General features: G+C 72.5%; 13 protein-coding genes. All 13 read right to left on the reverse strand.

The features are described 5' to 3' along the window. Nucleotides 1-2,034 (reverse strand): hypothetical protein, encoded by a 2,034-nt coding sequence (locus WMF20_RS33115; RefSeq protein WP_437605839.1) that lies wholly within the window; start codon nucleotides 2,032-2,034, stop codon nucleotides 1-3. Between the two features lie 77 nt (nucleotides 2,035-2,111). Further along, on the reverse strand, nucleotides 2,112-2,486 hold the full coding sequence (locus tag WMF20_RS33120; protein WP_129578090.1) for a PAAR-like domain-containing protein: 375 nt from the start codon (nucleotides 2,484-2,486) through the stop codon (nucleotides 2,112-2,114). Continuing rightward, complete coding sequence (locus WMF20_RS33125; protein ID WP_437605840.1) at nucleotides 2,483-3,526, reverse strand: beta-ketoacyl synthase N-terminal-like domain-containing protein; 1,044 nt, start codon at nucleotides 3,524-3,526, stop codon at nucleotides 2,483-2,485. The genes WMF20_RS33120 and WMF20_RS33125 overlap by 4 nt, the downstream gene beginning before the upstream one ends. Continuing rightward, nucleotides 3,523-4,551 (reverse strand): DUF2169 family type VI secretion system accessory protein, encoded by a 1,029-nt coding sequence (locus WMF20_RS33130; RefSeq protein WP_437605841.1) that lies wholly within the window; start codon nucleotides 4,549-4,551, stop codon nucleotides 3,523-3,525. The genes WMF20_RS33125 and WMF20_RS33130 overlap by 4 nt, the downstream gene beginning before the upstream one ends. Nucleotides 4,552-4,557: 6 nt before the next feature. After that, on the reverse strand, nucleotides 4,558-7,233 hold the full coding sequence (locus WMF20_RS33135; protein ID WP_437605843.1) for a type VI secretion system Vgr family protein: 2,676 nt from the start codon (nucleotides 7,231-7,233) through the stop codon (nucleotides 4,558-4,560). 3 nt (nucleotides 7,234-7,236) lie between these two features. Further along, on the reverse strand, nucleotides 7,237-9,474 hold the full coding sequence (locus WMF20_RS33140) for a type VI secretion system Vgr family protein (protein WP_437605844.1): 2,238 nt from the start codon (nucleotides 9,472-9,474) through the stop codon (nucleotides 7,237-7,239). Nucleotides 9,475-9,486: 12 nt separating this feature from the next. Beyond that, complete coding sequence (locus WMF20_RS33145) at nucleotides 9,487-11,691, reverse strand: type VI secretion system Vgr family protein (protein ID WP_437605845.1); 2,205 nt, start codon at nucleotides 11,689-11,691, stop codon at nucleotides 9,487-9,489. Between the two features lie 124 nt (nucleotides 11,692-11,815). Beyond that, on the reverse strand, nucleotides 11,816-12,373 hold the full coding sequence (locus tag WMF20_RS33150; RefSeq protein ID WP_437605846.1) for a hypothetical protein: 558 nt from the start codon (nucleotides 12,371-12,373) through the stop codon (nucleotides 11,816-11,818). A gap of 106 nt (nucleotides 12,374-12,479) precedes the next feature. Beyond that, entirely contained in the window at nucleotides 12,480-12,920 is a 441-nt protein-coding gene (locus tag WMF20_RS33155) for a hypothetical protein (RefSeq protein ID WP_437605847.1), read from the reverse strand. Nucleotides 12,921-12,996: 76 nt separating this feature from the next. Continuing rightward, nucleotides 12,997-13,605 (reverse strand): hypothetical protein, encoded by a 609-nt coding sequence (locus WMF20_RS33160; RefSeq protein WP_437605848.1) that lies wholly within the window; start codon nucleotides 13,603-13,605, stop codon nucleotides 12,997-12,999. After that, nucleotides 13,602-13,898 carry a hypothetical protein gene (locus tag WMF20_RS33165; RefSeq protein WP_437605849.1) on the reverse strand — a complete coding sequence of 99 codons (297 nt, stop codon included), beginning with the start codon at nucleotides 13,896-13,898 and terminating at the stop codon, nucleotides 13,602-13,604. The genes WMF20_RS33160 and WMF20_RS33165 overlap by 4 nt, the downstream gene beginning before the upstream one ends. Then, nucleotides 13,885-14,472 carry a hypothetical protein gene (locus WMF20_RS33170; protein WP_437605850.1) on the reverse strand — a complete coding sequence of 196 codons (588 nt, stop codon included), beginning with the start codon at nucleotides 14,470-14,472 and terminating at the stop codon, nucleotides 13,885-13,887. Before WMF20_RS33170 ends, WMF20_RS33165 begins: the two co-directional genes overlap by 14 nt. Nucleotides 14,473-14,504: 32 nt before the next feature. Next, entirely contained in the window at nucleotides 14,505-18,305 is a 3,801-nt protein-coding gene (locus WMF20_RS33175) for an RHS repeat-associated core domain-containing protein (RefSeq protein WP_437605851.1), read from the reverse strand. Between the last annotated feature and the right edge of the window lie 91 nt (nucleotides 18,306-18,396).

An 18,396-nucleotide genomic window follows, 5' to 3' on the forward strand; every position in this document is an offset into this window, starting at 1 on the left:
CTATTCTCCCAGCTGCTGTCCCCAGGCCCCCGGCGCCTCGCGCGTCCCCTGGAGAATCGCCTGCCACGCCCCGAGGCACCGCTCCTGCTCCGTGACGAAATCGTGCGGATCGAAGCGCGTCCATCTCCCTGTCTGCGCCGCAAGCTCCCTGCATAGCCGCCGCCGATCCTCGACAGGCAGCGAGAGCCTCCACAGCTCGTGAAGCGACACCGACGGCGAGTACATCTGCCCGCGCCGCAGTCGCCGTTTCGGGTCAAAGCGCCCCCTGTGCTCCGACCAGTATGCCCGCCAATGCGCGGGATCCGTCGATGGCACCTCCAGCGTCTCTTTCGATCCGACCGGCGGGCGGTCGCGCGGATCGCTCACCAGCTCTCCGAGCGGACGACGCCCCCGGAGCGGCGCCGGGTCCGGATCGATCACCACCACATCCTCCAGCGCCTCCGGGTCGACCTCCACCTCCTTCACGAGGTTCGCGCCGAGCAGCCGCTCGAGCGCGGCGCCGGCGGCGCGCGCCACCTCCTCTACCGCCGACTCCAGCAGATCCAGCAAGCTCGGGATCGCCTCGACGAGCCCGGCCCACCCCACGGCCTCGACGGCGGCGGGCGTCGGCGAGCGCTGCATGCGCTCGAGCAGCCACCAGGCGTCTTCCTCGCGGGCGGCCAGCGAGAGGCGCACGAGCGCCCGATCCCCGAGCGCCCCTTGCGCCGCCCTGCGCGCGGCCTCGGCCGTACCCCGGTGCGCCGCGAGGAGCATGGCATCGAGCGCCGCCGCCTGGACGTCGAGATCCTCGTGCGCGAGCGCCCGCTCCATCGCGTGTCGACCGCGCGGATGTCTCGCCGAGGCGAGCGCGGACAGCCCCAGAGCCAAGACGCGCGCGTCTTGCTCCTCGCTCAGCTCCTCGAGCTCCGCGGGCGTGAGCCAGCCGCGGTGCGCCAGCACCTCCACGGCGATCGCCCGGCACCCTCGCTCGGAGGACGCGGACAAGGTCCGCAGGCAATTCGGCGAGAACGGGTTCTGGGCGAGCTTCATGGCCGAGACGAACGCCTCGGCGACGACCGGATTGCCGGGGCCGAACCGGAACAGCACCCGCTCGGCGCAGGCGAGCACGTCGCGCCCCTCGAGGCACCCGGCGATCATCGCAGCAGCAAAGACGCGCATGGGGTCGGCGGCCGGCGCATCCATCGCCATCGGCTCGACGTGCGCGATCGCCGTCGGACCGAGCGCGGCCAGCGCGTCGATGGCAGCGACCATGCGCAGCTCGAGCGCCTGACATGAACGCCAGTCGTCACCCGGGAGCGGCGCCCGCTGGACTCCCAGCATCCCGATGTCCTCGAAGCACACGCGCGCCCAGCGACGGACGAAGTCCCCGTCGGAGATCGCGGCGGGCGGCGCGAACGCAAATCCGGGCGGCGCCTCTCCCCCGGCCGAGGCCGGCCTCACCAGCCTCGGCGCTGGTCTCGCTGGACGGACGAGCGCCTCGGTCCGCTCGCGCGCCAGGCGGCGCATCGCCTCGGCCATGGCGGCCAGCTCCTCGAACGTCCTCGGCTCCGAAGGCGCGAGCTCTCGCGCTTCAGGCTCAGGCTCGGGCACCTTCGGCGCGCGGAACGATGGGACGAGCGAAGCCCGCTCGACGAAGTGCAGCGGCGGACGATCGACGCCCGCGCGAAGGAGGGCAGCGCTGGGCCCGGCGAGCGGCGCGCCGGGGAATCGCTCCTCGGCCGCGACGAGCGCTGCGCACGCCTCCCGGAGGGGAGCGAGCGCCCGAGGCAGACCCGCGCGGGCCACGAGCACAGCGGCCGCCCAGGCGTGGCCGTGCGCGCGACCGATGGCCGTGAGGCGGTCGGCGCGGCCATCGAACGCGTCGTACAGCGCGCCGAGGCCGCTCTCGAGCTTGCGCGCCGCGGGCGCGAGATGGGCGCTCGGCTCACGCTGCGCTTCGATGGAGCGCGCGACCGCGTGGAGGAGCGCGTGCGCGCGCTCCAGGTGCTGAACCCAGGGCGCGCCAGCGTCGAAGGCGGAGAGCTCGTCGGACATGGCTGGCCGCCTCACCCGATGCCTTGCGTGCGGACGCTCCCGGCGGGACCGCGGCGCCCAGCGCCTGTCGACATGAATCAGAGCCCTCCCTTGTTCAAGAAGCCGGGGCTGCCGGTGATCCCCACCATGCCCAGCTCCACGAACACGATCGGCGCTCCCATCACGATGAACGACGGCCCGCCGGTGTTGAGGCTGACCACCTCCTTCAGCGTCCCTGGCTCGTTGCCGTGGCACGCCTTGAAGCTCCCACCCACCGTCAGGATCTTCGCGCCGCCCATCTTCGTTCGTACCGGCGCGTTCTCGATCCCGTCGGCCGAGCTCGCGAACACCGGATACGGCACCGGAACCGGGCCAGGCGCGGCCGGCGTCGTGCACACGCTGACCGCCAGCGGGACCATCTGGTGCCCCGACCCGGCCGTGATGCAATCCATCCCGCACGCCGTGATGCTCATGCCTGCTCCTCCCTCTCGGCCCATCGCGCCGGGCTCGCGAGCAGCACCGCAGCCCGCTCCCCGCCGTCGTTCCCCGCCGTCGCGATCGCCACAGGCGACGGCGCATACCCGTGTTCCCACCCTGTGGCCGCCATCGCGACCAAGAGCGGCACCGCCGCGGCCCCCAGGTAGCCGATGCGCTGCGCTGGAGAATCGATGACGTAAGGGCGGCCGAGCACGTCCTGCATCCGCACGAACGCAGCCTGCCACTCGCGGAGCCGCCGCACCTCACCCGTGAGATCGGTCAACATCCACCCCGCCGTCCGCCCGGCCCGCGCCAGGGGCTCGGCCGCCTGCTGCGCCGCGCTGGTCAGCCCGAGCGCCTCGTAGGCCGGCGCGTCGTCGCCAGGCCGGGCGCGCTCCCGCCCGACGCCGACGCCGAGCACGCGCGCGAGCGCTCGGAGGCCCTGGCGCTCCGCGTCCGCGTCGCGCATCAGCACGAAGAACACCGCAGCTTCCCCCGGGATGCGCGCGTCGAGGTTGTCAGGAGAGAAGAGCCGCCCGCTCTCCTCGAGGGCCGCAATCGCGCGCGGGTCGTAATCGCTGTGCACGCCGCCCAGGATCACCGCGTCGACGAGCCTCGACGAGAGGGCGCTCAACGCCTCGAGCAGGAGCGGTCCCAGGGCCGCTTCGCCTCCGGCGACGATGCCCACGGTCGCCGATGGCATCGAGCGCTTGACGGCAGCCGCGAGGAGCTGCGTTGCCGCCGGCGCGTCGGGAACTCCCTCGTCCAGCGCGAGCTGGACCACCGTCCTCCCGTCGCGGATCGGCGCGGCCGCCTCCTCGAACGCCGGCGCCGCGAGCAGGACGAGCCGCTCGGGCCCCACGATGCGCGGATCGATCGCCGGGATGAAGCCCATCGAGATCGCCTCGCCCGCCGAGCTCGCGAGCGGCGCCTCGGAGACCGCCGGGAAGCCCGCGCGCAGCAAGAAGCCCGTCTGCCGGGCGTTCAGCCCGATCGGCGTCCGTGCCCCGACCCTGACGACCCCGACCACGCTCACCCTACCCCCCTCTCGGTCACGACGATCTCGACACCCTTCATGCGCCGCGGGGGCTGGAACGCCGCTCGCCACACGAGCTCGACGACGACGCACGCCGGCGCGAGCGCGTCGACAAGGACCGTATCGACCTCGGGCAAGAGGACCTCAGGCGCTCGCCCTCGCGCCCTCATCGCGATCTCGACGACGATGCTGGGGAGCCGGAAGCGCGTCGTCCCCCCTCCCGGCGTGAGGTTGAGCAGGGCCACGTCCTCTCCCCCGCGCAGCGACGGAGCCGCGATGAGCCCTGGCGAGGCGCACAGGTTGGCGCGGTCGTCGTGATCCAGGGGCAAGAGCGGCGCGCGCTGCCTGCGCCAGGCGGCGTCGTAGGTCCCCAGATGACGCCGCCGCGGCTCCCAGTGCCGGCCGATCGCGCCGAGCCCCGCAGGCGCCGGGCGCGCGCTCGCCGAGGCGATGAGATCCGCCGGATCCTCGATGAACGGAGCAGGCTTGTGCGTCAGCGCCGCCGGATCGCGCGCGATCCCCATCCCCACCGGATTCCGCGGCTCCTCCACGGGGCGCGACGGATCGCTCCGATCCAACCCGCCCCACGCGTAATCGTACCGCACCTCGATCCCGGTCGTGGGGCGCGGCTCGGAGAGCCCGGCGCCGTTCGCCTGCCAGACGCGCAACCCGAAGATCCGCACGACCCTCTCCAGCGCGCCGAGGCGCACGCCGGCATCGAAGAAAGGGACGGCCTTCCCGCCGGGCGCGTGCGCCGCCGCCACCACGATGACGTCCGTGCCCGGCTTCGCGATGCACAGGTCCGCTGGATACTTGATACTGCTCTTCTCCGGATCGCCCCACGGCACGTCGGCGCTGCGGATGCGGCGCTGCTCCGCCCTGTCCGGGAGCTCGAGCTCGCCCTGCCCGGCGGCCAGCACGAACGTCGCCTTCACCACGACGACGAGGCGCTCGCCGTCCTTGCCGATGAGCAGGAACGGCGCGGCGGCGAAATCGGTCCTGTTGTCCACACGCGGCGCATCCATACCGCCTCACATCAAGGACACGTTGCGCTTCAGCCTGACGTTGGGCGCGCTGATCGTGACGAGCCCGGCTTTGATCGTCACGCCCCCGCCGTCGATGACCACCTCGCTCGGGCCGCACTTGAGCAGGATGGCCCCCGCGGCGTCCACCTCGTGAAACGCCCCGATGAACATGCCCTTGCCGCCTGCCACGACGGTGTGCGATCCGCCGATCCTGTCGATCACGGCGCCGCCCACCATCGTCGTCCGGCTGCCGCCGACCCTCTCCGACTCCGGCGCGCCGCTCACGACGGCCAGGCCAGCCGCCTTCTCCGCCTTATCGCCGAGGCACGTCTCGACCCGCGCGCCGGCCACGAGCTCGACCCGCGCCGCCCCGACGCGCTGCGTCCGCGCGCCCCCGACCGTCGTGTGGATGCCGGCCGCCGCGATCGTCGCCCTCATGCCACCGACCTTCTCCTCGTGCGTCGAGGCGCACACGTTGACGGAGTGCCCCGGCCCGGTGGCGCTGTCCGATGCCGAAGGGCTCGCCGCTCCGCCGTCCGGCCCCGCTCCGCTTTCGCCCGAGGCGCCGGTGGCAACGCCCGACGCATCGCCGGGGCGGCCCGAGCCGGCCTCCCGTCCGCGCCCGAGCAGCGCTTCGAGCCAGCCAGCGTCGCCGCCCGGGGGCGCTGGCCCGCCGGCGATCGCGCCGAGCGACGCGCCGAAGGCCGCCGGCGAAGGCAGGCTCGCTGCCGCGTCGAGCGCCTTCCCCGTGGCGCCCAGGTTCCCGGCCCCCAGGGCGTCCATGGCAGCTCCCAGATCCCCGAGCTGGCTTTCCAGCGCATGGACGGGCGCCATCACCTGGTCGACCTTCGCCACGACGGCCCGATCGAGCGCCATGAGCGCGCGGCGCGCCTCCGCTGTCGCCGCCTCGGTCGGCGCCTTCCCGGCGAGGGACAGCAGGGCGCTGGCCGGATTGCCGTCCATCTCCTTGTGCGTGCCGCCCACCGTCGCCGCGCTCGCCCCCCTGGCCGTGAGCCCGAAGGCGGCGCTCACCTGCACCGTGCGATTGCCGCCCACGGTCGCGGTCTGCGCGCCGTCGACCGTGCTCAGGTAACCGTTCGTCACCTGGATCTTCTGGTCCGCGCCCACCGTGAGCCGCGCGTCGACCTTGACGCTCTTCGACTCATGGGCGCCCGTGGAGCGCGTCTTGTCGTTCGCCGTCGCAAGCGTCGTGTTCCTCTGGGACCGGATGCTGATCTCCTCGCTCCCGGCCCTGTCCTCCAGACGGATCTCGTTCGCGCCCGACCCGCCAGGCGACGAGCTCGTCCGGAGCGCGGTGCGCGACTTGCCCTCGGGCAACGCGTAAGGCGGCATGAATCGCCCGTTGAAGACGCGCCCCGTCACAATGGGCCTGTCGGGGTTGCCCTCCAGGAACTCGACGATCACCTCCCATCCCACCCGCGGCAGGAGGATCGCCCCGCTCGCTTGCGGCTGCGCCACGCGGATCCAGCACGAAGCCGTGTCATCGCCCTCGCCGTGGCGATCCCAGTGGAACTTGACCTTGCACCGGCCGTGCGCATCCGTATGGATGTCCTCGGTGGGCGCGCCGGGCGGCGCGACGACGACCGCCGTCTGCGGACCTTCGATGATCGGCGCGGGCGTCCGCCGCGGGCTGCGGTAGCGGACGCTCCTCGGAACGGTCGTGGCGCGGGCAAGGTACACCCCGTCGCGCAGCTCGTGGACGGCAGCGGTGATGAAGTGATCGCCGTCCAGAGCGTCGGGGGCATCGACGAGCTTGAGCCACCGGCCCGCCATGAGCCGCGGGCATCCGGACTCCAGCTCGAGGAGCGCCCGCTCGGCCTGCAGGGCTTCCAGCCGGACCCGGGCGAGCCGCTCCCCCTCGCGCCGATCCGTGTACAGCCCCGGATGGTCGTACACTTCGAGGTCCGCGTCCGTATCCGCCGCCGCGGTCACGGTCTGGTCCAACGTCGGCGCCTCGAAGTCGACATCGCGCAAGACCACCTTGCCCGTCGCCGTACGGCACCGCCGCGTGAGGACGCCGATCGCGTCCTCGGCGCCGGTGAGCCCGGCGCCGAGCCGATAGGGCACCTCCTTGTCTCCGTCGATCGGATCGCTCGACGTGCTGTCGTCCTCGAAGACGACGACCTCGCCGGCGTCGCCGGACTCGGCGTGAAAGTAGATGCCTTCCTCCTCGAGGAGCCGCGAGACGAAGGCCAGCGAGCTCTCGTTGTACTGCACGCAATGGACGCGCTTCGGATAGCTGCTCACGAGCCGCCATGACTGGCGCTGGTCGTCGATACCAGCGCGCCGCAGCACCTCGGAGACGATCTCCTTCACGTCCTTGTCCTGGAAGATGCGGCAGTCGACCTCGCGCTCGAGCAGCCCCATCCACGAGGCGACGTGGATCCGGTACAAGGCGCCCTGGAGGTCGTGGTCCGCCGGCGTGGCGGTGATCTCGACGTCCGTCACCACGCCGTGGACCTCGTGCTCCGGGCCCTCCCGGCCGAATGCAAGGGTGGCAGGGCTGCCGAGCAGCTCGTCCGGATCGACGTAGGCCCCGGAGCGCAGCTCGACCTCCGCCCTGGTGACGAGCCCGAGCCGGTGCTCGACCCGGAACCCGAGGACGTCCCGCGACGCGATGGCGTGGGCTCGAAAGAAGGTGCTCAGCGTCCGGGGTGTCACGGCTCAGTTCTCCTTGATGACGCCCAGCTCGCCGCAGTCGCCGTCGAACGTGATCGCGGTGCCGGCGATCGACACCGACGCAGGGGTCAGCGTGATCGTCGAGGCCCCCATGACGACGCTGAGCAGGGTCTGGGCCTCGAACACGACGTTCGTCGCCTTGACGATCTGCGCGCCCCCGGCGATCTCGAGGAAATCCGTCTCGCTCACGTCGTGGCGGTCCCCGGCGACCTGGTTGAGGATCGCGCCCGCGGCCTTCTGGCTCAAGCTGGTGCCGACCTCGACCGAGCGGCCGCCGCCGGCGAGGATCACCTTGGCCGCCCCCGCGGTCTCGGTCCGACTCCCCTTCACCGTCACGGTCCGATCCGAGGCGGTCACCTCGATCAGCGCCGCGCCGACCGTATCGTTCATCGTGGCCATGGTCGCCTCGTCCACCGAGCCGGCCGCGACCTCGACCTGCATGCCGCCGATGGTCAGCGTCGAGCTCCCGGTGACCGTGCGCTTGTGATCTCCGCCCGCCGCGAGATCGCGGTTGCCCCCGACGGTGAGCGAATGGCTGCCGACGTCATCCACCATGAACGTCGAGACGCGCACGCTCTGGTCGCGGCCGATCGCAAGGTCCTGGTTCGCTCCGACCGTGGCGGACAAGCTGTCGGCCACCGCCAGCGTGTGATCGGCCCCGATGGAACGCGACTCGTTATTTCCTATGCTCTCGGTCGCGTTGTTCCCTGCGCGCACCGAGCCGTCCCGGGACGCGCTCATGAGCATCTCTTCGGCGCCCGCCCGGTCGTCCATGCGGATCTCGTTCACCGAACCGCCGCCGGGGGTCGTGGCGGTCTGAAGGGCCATCCGGGTCTTGTGCGCCGGCAGCGGATACGGCGGCGGAGACGCCGCGTTGTACAGCCGCCCCCCCACGAACGGCCGATCCACGTCGCCGTCGACGAAGCCGACGCACACCTCCCAGCCCACGCGCGGCGTCAGCATGCCGCCGCCGAGCGGGAGCTGGCTCGTGCGGATCCACGGGCTCGAGGAGTCGTCGGCCTTGCCCCGGCGGTCCCAGGGAAACAGGACCTTCACGCGGCCATGCCGATCCGGGTGGATCTCGCTGCCCGGCGGCCCCGTCGTGACGGCCGACTGCGCGCCTGCCACCGCCGTCGCCGGCGGGGCTCGCGGGGGCCGATAGGGGGTCGTCGACGCCGGGATCGCGCGGAAGGCGACGCGCGCGCCGCGCCCCATCGCGTCCCCGCGCGGCTGGGCCGTCGCGCGCGCCTCCAGCGCGATGTCGACCTCCACGACCAGGTACTCCTGGTTGAGCGGCTCGTACGGATGGTCCACCAGCGAGAGCCTGCGCCCGGGGCGCACCCGGAGGGTGTTCGTCGTGCCGCTCGCGAGCTCGCGCCGGGCACGGAGCGACTCCAGGAGCACCCTGGCGCGGCGATCGCCCACGGCGGGCTCGGTGAACCGGCCGGGGTGCGCGTACACCTCCAGCGCTCTCTCCGGCGCGTCGTCCCCCTCGGCCGTGGCGTCGAGCTTCACCCGGGGTCGCTCGAAATCGTGATCCCGCAGGTGCACGCGCCCCGGCGCGGTCGTCCTCTCGTAAGAGAGGGTGGTTATCGCGTCATGCGCCGTGTCGAGCCCGTCCGCCGGGCGGAAAGCCAGCTCTTTTCGTCCCTCGATGTCCTCAGGCTCGCGGTCGAAGAAGACGACCGTGTCGGCGCCCGTGCTCGAATCGACGAAGAAGGCGATCCCCTCCTCCGCAAGGAGTCGCCGGACGAAATCGTGATCCGTCTCGCGGTACTGCGCCGCCATCTCGCGCGTCGGGTAGCTGTCCACGAGCCGCCAGCGCTGCGCGGAGGCGGGGATGCCCGCGCCCGCGAGGACCTCCTTCACGATGTCGGGAGCCGACATGTGCTGGAAGACGCGGCAATCGGCGCGCTGGGTGAGGCGGAACAGCCGGGGGCGCGCGACGAGCCGCGTCCCGGGCTCGTCCGTGCCCCGCGTGGTCCCGCGCTCGGCCTCGACGACGACGCCGGCCAGCCTGCGCTCCTCGCGGCCGCCGCGCGACAGCGTGAGCACGAGCGGCTTGCCGACGAGGGTCGCCGGGTCCGGCCCGCCGGCGCCGCCCGCGATCTCGCACCGGAGCGAGCCGATGTCGTCGATCGCCTCGCGCGCCTCGAGCCAGAGGAGGGGAAACGGAGCGCCGTCTATCGTGAGCTCGTGTCCGATCTCGATGAGGTCTGCCACGCCTGGCCTCGTTCACCCGATCTTGAGGCTCGCCGCCTGCCGGACGATGAGCGCCGCGTCGATCGCGATCTTCGGGCCCTCCAGCGTCATCGGGCCTCCGTCGAGCTTGATGGCGCTCCCGCCGCCGACGAGCCTCGCCACGCCGCCCGCGAGGACGATCTGCGGCGCCTCGACGACGCAATCGCCGCCCACGTTGCGCAGGTGCAGCCCGCCGATGAGCTGCTTCACCTCGCCCGCCTGCGTCGAGAGCGCGCCCACGCTGTGAACCTCGCCCGCGGACGACGTCTGGTCCTTGCTCGCGGCGACGCTCTCGACGCTCGCGCCGGCGACGAGCTGCGCGATGAGCGCCCCGGCCGTCTCATCGTAGGTCGAGAGCATGTCGTCATCGATCGAGGCGAGCGAGAGGCTGGTCTGGACCGAGCCGACGTCGCGCGTGAAGGCGCCCGTGATCTGCTGGCGGACGCCGCACGAGATGGAGATCTGGTCCCCGCCCACGGCATAGTCGCGCGCCCCGCCGACCTTCTCCACGAGATCGGCGCTCGCGTGGATCCGGTCGTCGCCGCCCACGGAGATCGTCTGCGCGCCGGCCACCTTGTTCTGGAGCGCGTTGCCCACTTCGATCGACTGGTTCGCGCCCACCGCGACCGACTCGCTCGCGCCGACGGAGACCGCGTAGTTGCCCCCGACGCTGTGCTCCTCGTCGACCCCCACGGTCTCGTCCTTGTCGTGGCCGGTGGCGATGTGGAGGTCCCTCTGGGCGGAGATGGAGAACCCCTGACCGCCCGCCGTGTCGCTCATCGTGATCTCGTTGTGCCCGGCGCCGCCGGGCGTGGACATGCTCCTCAGCGCGCTCCTGGCCGCCGCGCCGGGCAGGGCGTAAGGAGGGGTGTCCTCGGCGTTGAACGCGCGCCCGAGCACGAGGGGGCGGTCCGGGTCGCCGTCGAGGAAGCCGACCGAGACCTCCCAGCCGACGCGGGGAAGGATCATCGAGCCGCCGAGCGCGAGCTGCGATACGCGCAGCCAGGCGCTCGAGGTGTCGTCCTGCTTGCCCGAGCGATCCCACAGGAATCGCACCTTGATACGGCCGTACCGGTCGACGTGGACGGCCTGAGGCTCGTTCGATGGCCCGGTCACGATGGCCGTCTGGACGCCCCGAGCCCTCGGCTTCTTCGTGCGGCGGGGCGGGGCGAACGGCGCGCCCTTCGGGATGGCGGAGAACTCGTTCTCGCACGCTGCTGCGCCCGCCCGGCCTCGCGACCGGAGCTCGACGACCACGAACTCTCCCTCGAGGAACGGCTCGGCCGCCCCCTCGATCGCCACCGGCGTGCCGCACAGGAGCCCCGCCGCGCCGGTCTTGCCGCGGCAGAGGTCGACGTCACCGCGGAGGGAGCTCAGCCGCCGCGCGGCTCTCCGTGCGCCCTCGGCGGCCGCGGTGAAGCCGCCTGGGTATTCGAAGTGGCGAATCGCCCGGTTGCCGGGCGCCGCTGCCGAGGCCGTGGGGAAGACCTCGGGCTGCTCGAAGTCGTGGTCGCGCAGCGCGAGCTCCGTGGGCCTCAAGGCCTTTCTCCGGCGCAGATCGAGCACCGGACGGGCGTGCGCGCCAGCGCCCTGCCGGACGGAGAGCCGCACCTCGGGGGTCCCGTCCAGCGGCGCGAACGCCGCCGGGTCGTCGGCGAGCACGAGCCTGTGCCCGTCAGGGCCGTGGAGGAAGAAGTAGAATATCCCCTCTTCCTCGAGGAGCCGGTGGACGAAATCCAGCTCTGTTTCGCGGTACTGGCACAGGAGCTCGCGGGGCGCGTAGCTGTGGCGGAGCCGCCATTCCACGCCGCGGTCGACACCGGCGTCGGCCAGGACGGCCTTGACGACATCCACCGGGCTCCTGTCCTGGAAGATGCGTGAGCCCTCGCGGTGCTCGAGGGCGGCGACGGCGGGCCGGAGCCGGAGCTCGAAGACGTATTCGCCGGCCCGGTACGCGAGGAAGCCGACGCGGTCGGGCAGGCCGTCGTAATGGCGGACGCTCCCGTGGCCGTCATCGACCTCGAGCAGCATCCGGCGCTGGAGGCACGCATCGACGCGAAAGGACGGGTCGCAGGTCGAGATCTCGACGCGGACCGCGTACGGAAGCGAGATCGCCTCGTGCGCTTCGTAGGATTGAACCCGCACATCGCCGGGCAGACCGTCGCCCGCGAGGAGGAGGTGGCCGAGCGTGCCCTCCATCAAACGAGCCCTCCACGATCGGGAAACCTCAGGAGCGCCCGTGCTCTCCGCCCCTGGCGACGCTCCTCGCGCGGGGCCAGCGGGATCTCCTCGGGGCGCGGGGCGCACCGGCGCGGGCGCGGGCTCAATTCAGCCTCAAGATCCGCCCGACGAGGCGGAACAGCCCGCGGGAGGCGGCGCTGATGCGGCTGCCGATCACCTCGATGTCCCCGTCCTGGCGGATGCGGATCGCGCCGTGTCCCGAGCGCAGGAGCACCTCGTCCTCGGCCTCGATGTGGACCGTGGTCGCCTGCAGCCGGAGCTCGCGGGGCTTGCGCGTCGCGAGCGCCGCGACGACGAGCGGCGCTTCGCCCTCGCAGCACTCGACCAGCACCGAATCGCCGTTGTCCAGGGCGTCGGCGATCACCTCGGGATCCACCTCGGGCGCGAGCTCTGCCTCGACCGCCGCGGGCGCGCCGCGGAGCACGATCGTCGCGCTGCGGCCGGTCACGGCGAGCACGCGCGCGGTGCGCGTGCCGGCCGCCGGCGCGACGCCTGGCGCGACGCCCGCCCGGCGCGGCGCCGGAGAGGTGGGATCCGGCAGCAGATCGTCGATGGAGAGGCGCGACGCCGGCGCAGCCTCCTCCAGCTCGACGGTCGCGCTGCCGGCGGCGTCGGCGCCCTTGTCGTGAGCTCCCATCATGCCTCCGATACTCCACGTGGCGGCAGCGCTCGACCGCGGCGACCTCGATGAGCGACCATGGTTCTCCATGTCGACCGTGCGGCGAGCGGCGCCGAGGTCGACGCCCTCATTCCGGGGAGCCTCCGGTCTCGCCGCGGAGCGCCGCGTGGAACCGCCTTTCCATGCCGGAGTCCTCGGCCATCCGACGGCTCCAGTGCTCGCTCCCGCGCACGTAGTCGGCCAGGGTCACGCCCACCTGGGCGAGCGCGGCCTGCACGTCGCCGGTCGACTGCAGCAGCGATGTCACCCGGGCGAACTGCTCGAGCGAGACCGGCGGCGCGGCCGCGCGCGACGCCGCCTGGTAGGCCTCGCAATACGCGGCGAGCAGCGCCGGGACCGGCACGTCCTCGTCGGCCAGAGCGCCGGAGAGGCGCGCCTGCCAGTGTGCGTCGGCAGCGTCCCACCGCGCCTCGTCGACCCCGTGTCGCGCGAGCACCTCGGCCCGCGCGCCGCCGGACTCGGCGAGCCGAGCCATCACCCGCGCGTACGTCTCCAGATCGAGCACCATGAGCGAGCCGCAGAGCGTATGCGATGCGGGTGTGCCGATCCACCACGGAGCACGGCGAGCTCCATCGACGGAGCGATCAGCGAGCGTCGCCGCGGGCCGAGGCGCCGCGGCTCTCCTCGTGCAGGGCGATGGCGCGATCGAGCGCCTCCCTCGCCCCGCGCTTCTCCCGAGGGAACGCCTCCACGTGATCCCACCGAGGCCACGCCAGCGCGCGCGCGATGTCCGGGAGCGCCGCCGCCGGCTCGTTCGGGTCTGCGTAGCGGTGCACCTGGAAGAGCACCGGCACCTGCTCGGGCTGTCGTCCCGCCGCGATCAGGTCTGCGCGCAGCGCGGCCGCGCGGTGCACGCCGAGGGCGAGCCGGCGCGCCCGGCCGTCGATCGGCAGCACGACGACCTGCGCGCGCCTCAGGGCGTCGAGCTCGCCGCGCACCTCGTCGCTCTCGGCTGCGAGGCCCTCGATGGGCTCGTGCCAGGCGACCCCGCGCGTCACGATCAGCGAGAGGCGCAGGGGGAGCACGGCGGCGCCGCGCGGCCAGAGCAGGTCGGCCCGCGCCGGGGTTGGGCCGGCCTCGATCGAGGCCGAGCGGGCGAGGGCGGCGAGGTGCCGGAGGAGCCGGTAGGGGCTCCCGGTCGGGCCTGTGTAGTAGGCGACGTGGAGCGGGAGCGGCTGGGCGGGGGTGGTCACCAGTCCAGATCCTCCTGTTCGACGAGCACGCGCGCGTTCTCGAACAGCGCGGCGACGAGCTGCCGCCGGTCGTCGAAGACGAGGCCCTGGGCGTAGTCGACGATGCGGCCGCCGGGCTCCTCGTTGACGCAGTGGACGCCCCAGAGCACCGGTTCGCCCGTGGCGTCGTCCCAGGTGCGAAGCGGCTCCGGCGCGCCGTCGGGTCCGCAGGCCACGACGGCGAGCGGCGCGCCGCCGCCGTCGGCGGCCGCGCGGGCGGCGAGCTGCCGGCAGAGGAGGTTACTTGGCTTCATGTTCGGCCCTCATCTCTTCGTACAGCGCGATGGCGCGGTCGAGCGCTTCCTTGTCACCGCGTTTCTCCTCGGGGAAGACCTGCACGTGATCGCATCGAGACCAGGTGAGCACCTGAATGATGTCGGGCGTCGGCGCCTTCTCGATGTCTTCTCGAAGATAACAGTCGATCAGAAACAACACCGGAACGGTATCGGGGTCCCGCCCTGCCGAGACGAGATCCGCGCGGAGCCTCAGGAGAAACAGCCGATTCCGTTTGAAACGGTACGTCTGATTGTCGGTCACGAAAACGATGACATTCGCACGTTTTAGCGCAGCGAGCTGCTGGGCGAAGTAGGTGCTGCCGTGCCCCTCGGCGGCCTCCTGGGCCGCCCATTCCGCGATGGTTGGGGCCGGCCAGGTACCGCGCATCCAGACGAAGAACAGGTGGAGGGAGTACACGACGTCGCCGTGCGGCCAGAGCACGCGGCCCTCGTACGGCACTGAGCCGTCGGCCACTACACCATCACGCCCCAGTGAGCAAAGGAGCCGGAGATGCGCGTCGGGGGCGCTCATCGTGGCCTTGTAGTAGAGCACGTCCAAGTGCGAGAGCGGCAGACAGGGAATCACTAGCTCATCCTAGGATCGATTTCGACAAAGTAGCCAACAGCTCGATTCTCAAACATCGCCGTCGCATGCTGCTCGTAGCTATCGAATACCATCCCTTGATCGTAGTCGACGATTCTCCCGTCAGGATCCTTGTTCACCCAGTGATCGGTCCACTTCTTGGGCTTACCCGTGCTGTCGTCCCACGATGCGAGATGCTCGTTACTCCCGTCGTCCCGGTCCGGTCCTAGGATATTCACAGGAAAACCTCCGCCGATGCGACTTGCGTCGAAGGCAACGTTCGCGCATTGCATCGCGTTCTTCGGCTGGTTGATCGCCGCCTGCCGCGCCTTGAGCACTGGATCCGCCTCGAACCTCGCCCGGGCCGCGTCGCGCATTGCCTTCCTCTCGGCATCGCTGATCGGCTCGGGCTGGATGATGCGTTTACCGTAAACATCGGCCTCCGCCGTCGGATCCACGCCCCTCGCATAAAGATTGTCTCCCCCTTCCAGCCCGATCGGATCCGGGCTGATGAACCTCCCCGCCTCCGGGTCGTAGTACCGGTGCCGGTTGTAGACGAGCCCCGTCTCCTCGTCCGCGTACTGCCCGAGGAAGCGGATCGGCGTCGTGACTCCCCCCTCCCCGCCCCCCTCGATCCGCTTGCCCCACGCCGACAGCCGCAGCTCCCCGGCGACGTCGCCGCGCTCGTCCAGCAGCCGCTCCGGCGTCCCCAGGGGGTCGTTCACGTAGTGGTACCAGCGCGACGCCACGTCGCCGCTCACCCGGCGGGTCTCGCAGTGGGCGAGCGGGACCGCGCTCCCGCCGTCGAACACGTACGTCCGCTCCTCGATGACCGTATCGCCCTCGCGCGTGCGCACCTCGTGCACCGGCACGTGCCGATCCCAGTAGAACCGCGTGCGCGACACGAACCGCGCCCCCGCGCCGTCCAGCGTCGAGACGCGCTTCTCGATCCGCCGCGCAAAGGCGTCGTACGAGAACTCCACCCGGCGCCCCTCCGGCGTCTCCACCCGGCGCAGGAGCCCGCGCCCGTCCCACGCGTAGCGCGTGATCCGCCCTCCCCCCTCGCGCTTCTCCACGAGCCGGCCCAGCGCGTCGTAGCGGTACGCCACGTCGCCGCGCCGGATCAGCCGGTCGCCGGGCCCGTGCTCGCGCGCCGGCGCCAGCGGGCCCGCATCGACCAGATTCCCGGTCGGATCGAAGGCGAAGACCTCGGACAGGCCCGCCTCAGCGACGACCTCCAGCAGCCGCCCGGCCGGATCGCGGCGGTACGCGGTGCGACCGCGGGTGAGATCCTCGACGGCCTCGAGGCGCCCCGTCGGATCATGGCTGTAACGCGCGTCCACGACCGTCCCCGCCGGGCGCGGGCCCACCCAGCCGGGATCGCCGGCGCCGATCGCCGGGTCCGCCGCGGCGCGGCGCACGACGCGGCGCGAGAGGCGACCGACGGCGTCGAAGGCGCTGTGCACCTCCCCGCCGCCCGGCAGCACGCGCGCGATCTCCCGGCCGACCGGATCGAAGTGCCGGCGCACCACCTGCCGACCGTCGAGCGTCACCCGGGCGGCGCGGCCGTCCGGCGCCGGCTCCCACGACAGCGTGTGGCCGAGCGACGTCCTTCGCCCGATCGCGCGCCCCTCGGCGTCGTGCCCCACCTCGACCGTGAACGCGGGCCCGCCCGGGCCCTGCTGCGTCTCGCGCACGATGCGCCCCATGGCGTCGCGCTCGAAGGCGACCGTGCCGTCCGGCCCCGCCACCGACTCGAGGAAGCCGCGCACGTCGTACACATATACCTCGCGCTTGCCCTCGACCTCGCGGGCCACGAGCTGCCCGGCGAGATCGTAGACGAAGCTGATCGGCGCGCCGATCCCCGGCTCGACCCGCGTCTGCTGCCCGGCCGGATCGTGGCGGTAGCGCAGCACGCGCCCGTCGAAGGTGCGCTCCTTCACGCGGCGCAGGGCGGCGTCGTACTCGAACACGTGCCGCTCGCCGCGCGCGTTCTCGACCTCCAGCACCTCCCCCTCGCGCCCGTAGCGCATTCGCGCGGTCCGGCCGGTCGCGTCCGTCACCTCGTGAAGCCAGTGGTACCCGCACCACGCAATGCGCGACGTGCGCCCCGCGCGGTCGGCGACCGAGACGAGCCGGCCCTCCCCGTCGTGGGCATACCGCGCCGTGGCGCCCGCCGGATCCGTGGTCGCCACGAGATCCCCGCGCGGCGAATACTCGAAGCGGCTCACCGCGCCCGTCGGATCGGTCATGGACAGCGTCCGGCCGAAGAAATCGTAGGTCCACTGCCACCTTCCGCCGCGCCGATCGAGGAGCGAGACCACGTTGCCGTGGGCGTCGTACCCGATGCGCACGGCGCGGCCGGTCGCGTCCTCGGCCTCGATCATCTGGCCGCGCGCGTCGTACGCGAAGCGCCGCACCGCGCCGGTCGGATCCGTCGTCCGCACCGGCAGGCCGGAGGCGTCGCGCTCGATCGCCGTCGCGAGCCCCGCGGGATCGATCACGCGCACGACGTCGCCCCGCGCGTCGCGCTCGTAGCGCACGGCGCGGCCGAGCGGATCGGTCTGCGAGAGCAGCCGGCCCCGCGCGTCGCGCTCGTAGCGCGTGGTGGCCTGGAGCTGATCCGTCTCCGAGAGCAGGTGCCCGGCGTCGTCGTAAGTCGCCGACACGGCGTGCCCGCCGTCCACCTCGAGGTCGAGCAGGCCGTGCCGGTTGCCGAAGAAGCGCTTCACCTGCCGGGAATTGGCGACCTCGCGGTAGCCGTCCGGCAGGTAGGCGAAGCGGCAATGATAGATGCCCCTCGCGCGCGTCGTGCCGTCGGCGAGCAGCGGCGGCAGCCCGTCGGCGAGGCCGGGATCCGGCCGGCCGTCGCGATCGCCCCAGGTCTCGACGCAGCGCCGCTCGGCGTCGTAGCGGTAGTGGAACGTGAGCCCGGCGCGATCGGTGTGCTCCGTGAGCAGGTTGCGCTCGTCGTACGCATAACGCGAGGTGAAGCCCTCGGCATCGGCCGCGGCGACGAGGCGGCCGAGGTCGTCGTGCTCGTAGCGCGCGAAGCGGACCCAGCGCCCCTGGGAGGCGGCGTTGTAGACGCTGATGGAGGCGATCCGCCCCTCGGGGCCCGGCGCGAAGCGGACGCGCCGGCCGGCGCTGTCCCGCACCTCCGCGATCCGCGATCCGTCGTAGGAAATCGCGATCCGGTTCCCGGAGCGATCCTCGATCGCCGTGAGCAGCCACTCCCGCTCGCCGGCGAGCGGCAGCGCAAAGGCGTGGAGCAGGCCGTCGCCCTTGTCGAGGCGGTAGCCGCCGCGCTCGCGCCGCAGCAGCCAGCCCCAGGGCCCGATCGCCTCGCTGCCCTCGGCCAGCGCCGGAAAGTCGACCGAGATGCCCTCGTCGGTCCACACCCGGATCGCGCGCCGGGCGACGGTGACACGCCAGCCGAGGCTGTGCGCCCAGCCGTGGCCGAGGCCGACGTCGCGCTCGGCCATGGCCGAGGAGTATCGGCGGACGAATGAGAACGGGAGCGGGCCGGGCAGCGCCAGATCGGTCCGCGGCACGGTGTAAACCCGCCCGGTGACGACATCGACCGGCTCCCCTTCGGACCTCTGCCTCCCCGCCCCGGAGGGGGCGCTCTTCTGATCGCCGTCCCCGCCCTTGCCGCTCCCGCTCCCCCCACCGCCGCTGCGGCCATCGCCGCCGCTGCCGCCGCCGCCGCCGTCGCCGGATCCACCGCCGCCTCCCAGCACGGCGACCCCAGGGCACATCCCGGGGGGAGCAGAGGCATCAGGCGCCGGTGCGGTCGACATGGCTCAGCGTGCCCTCCGGGCGGGTGACTCGGTCGCGAGATCGCGGCGACAAACGACGCGAACGTATCGCTTCCCCGCGGCGCGGCGCAAC

Origin of the sequence: Sorangium sp. So ce834, from assembly GCF_051521425.1 — a bacterium.
Lineage (GTDB): Bacteria > Myxococcota_A > Polyangia > Polyangiales > Polyangiaceae > Sorangium > Sorangium cellulosum_D.

What these genes read in the sequence shown, in the direction of transcription:
- WMF20_RS33150 (WP_437605846.1), bottom strand. Translation starts at nt 12,373, where the DNA reads ATGATGGGAGCTCACGACAAGGGCGCCGACGCCGCCGGCAGCGCGACC.
- WMF20_RS33175 (WP_437605851.1), bottom strand. Translation starts at nt 18,305, where the DNA reads ATGTCGACCGCACCGGCGCCTGATGCCTCTGCTCCCCCCGGGATGTGC.
- WMF20_RS33115 (WP_437605839.1), bottom strand. Translation starts at nt 2,034, where the DNA reads ATGTCCGACGAGCTCTCCGCCTTCGACGCTGGCGCGCCCTGGGTTCAG.
- WMF20_RS33145 (WP_437605845.1), bottom strand. Translation starts at nt 11,691, where the DNA reads ATGGAGGGCACGCTCGGCCACCTCCTCCTCGCGGGCGACGGTCTGCCC.
- WMF20_RS33130 (WP_437605841.1), bottom strand. Translation starts at nt 4,551, where the DNA reads ATGGATGCGCCGCGTGTGGACAACAGGACCGATTTCGCCGCCGCGCCG.
- WMF20_RS33155 (WP_437605847.1), bottom strand. Translation starts at nt 12,920, where the DNA reads ATGGTGCTCGATCTGGAGACGTACGCGCGGGTGATGGCTCGGCTCGCC.
- WMF20_RS33120 (WP_129578090.1), bottom strand. Translation starts at nt 2,486, where the DNA reads ATGAGCATCACGGCGTGCGGGATGGATTGCATCACGGCCGGGTCGGGG.
- WMF20_RS33165 (WP_437605849.1), bottom strand. Translation starts at nt 13,898, where the DNA reads ATGAAGCCAAGTAACCTCCTCTGCCGGCAGCTCGCCGCCCGCGCGGCC.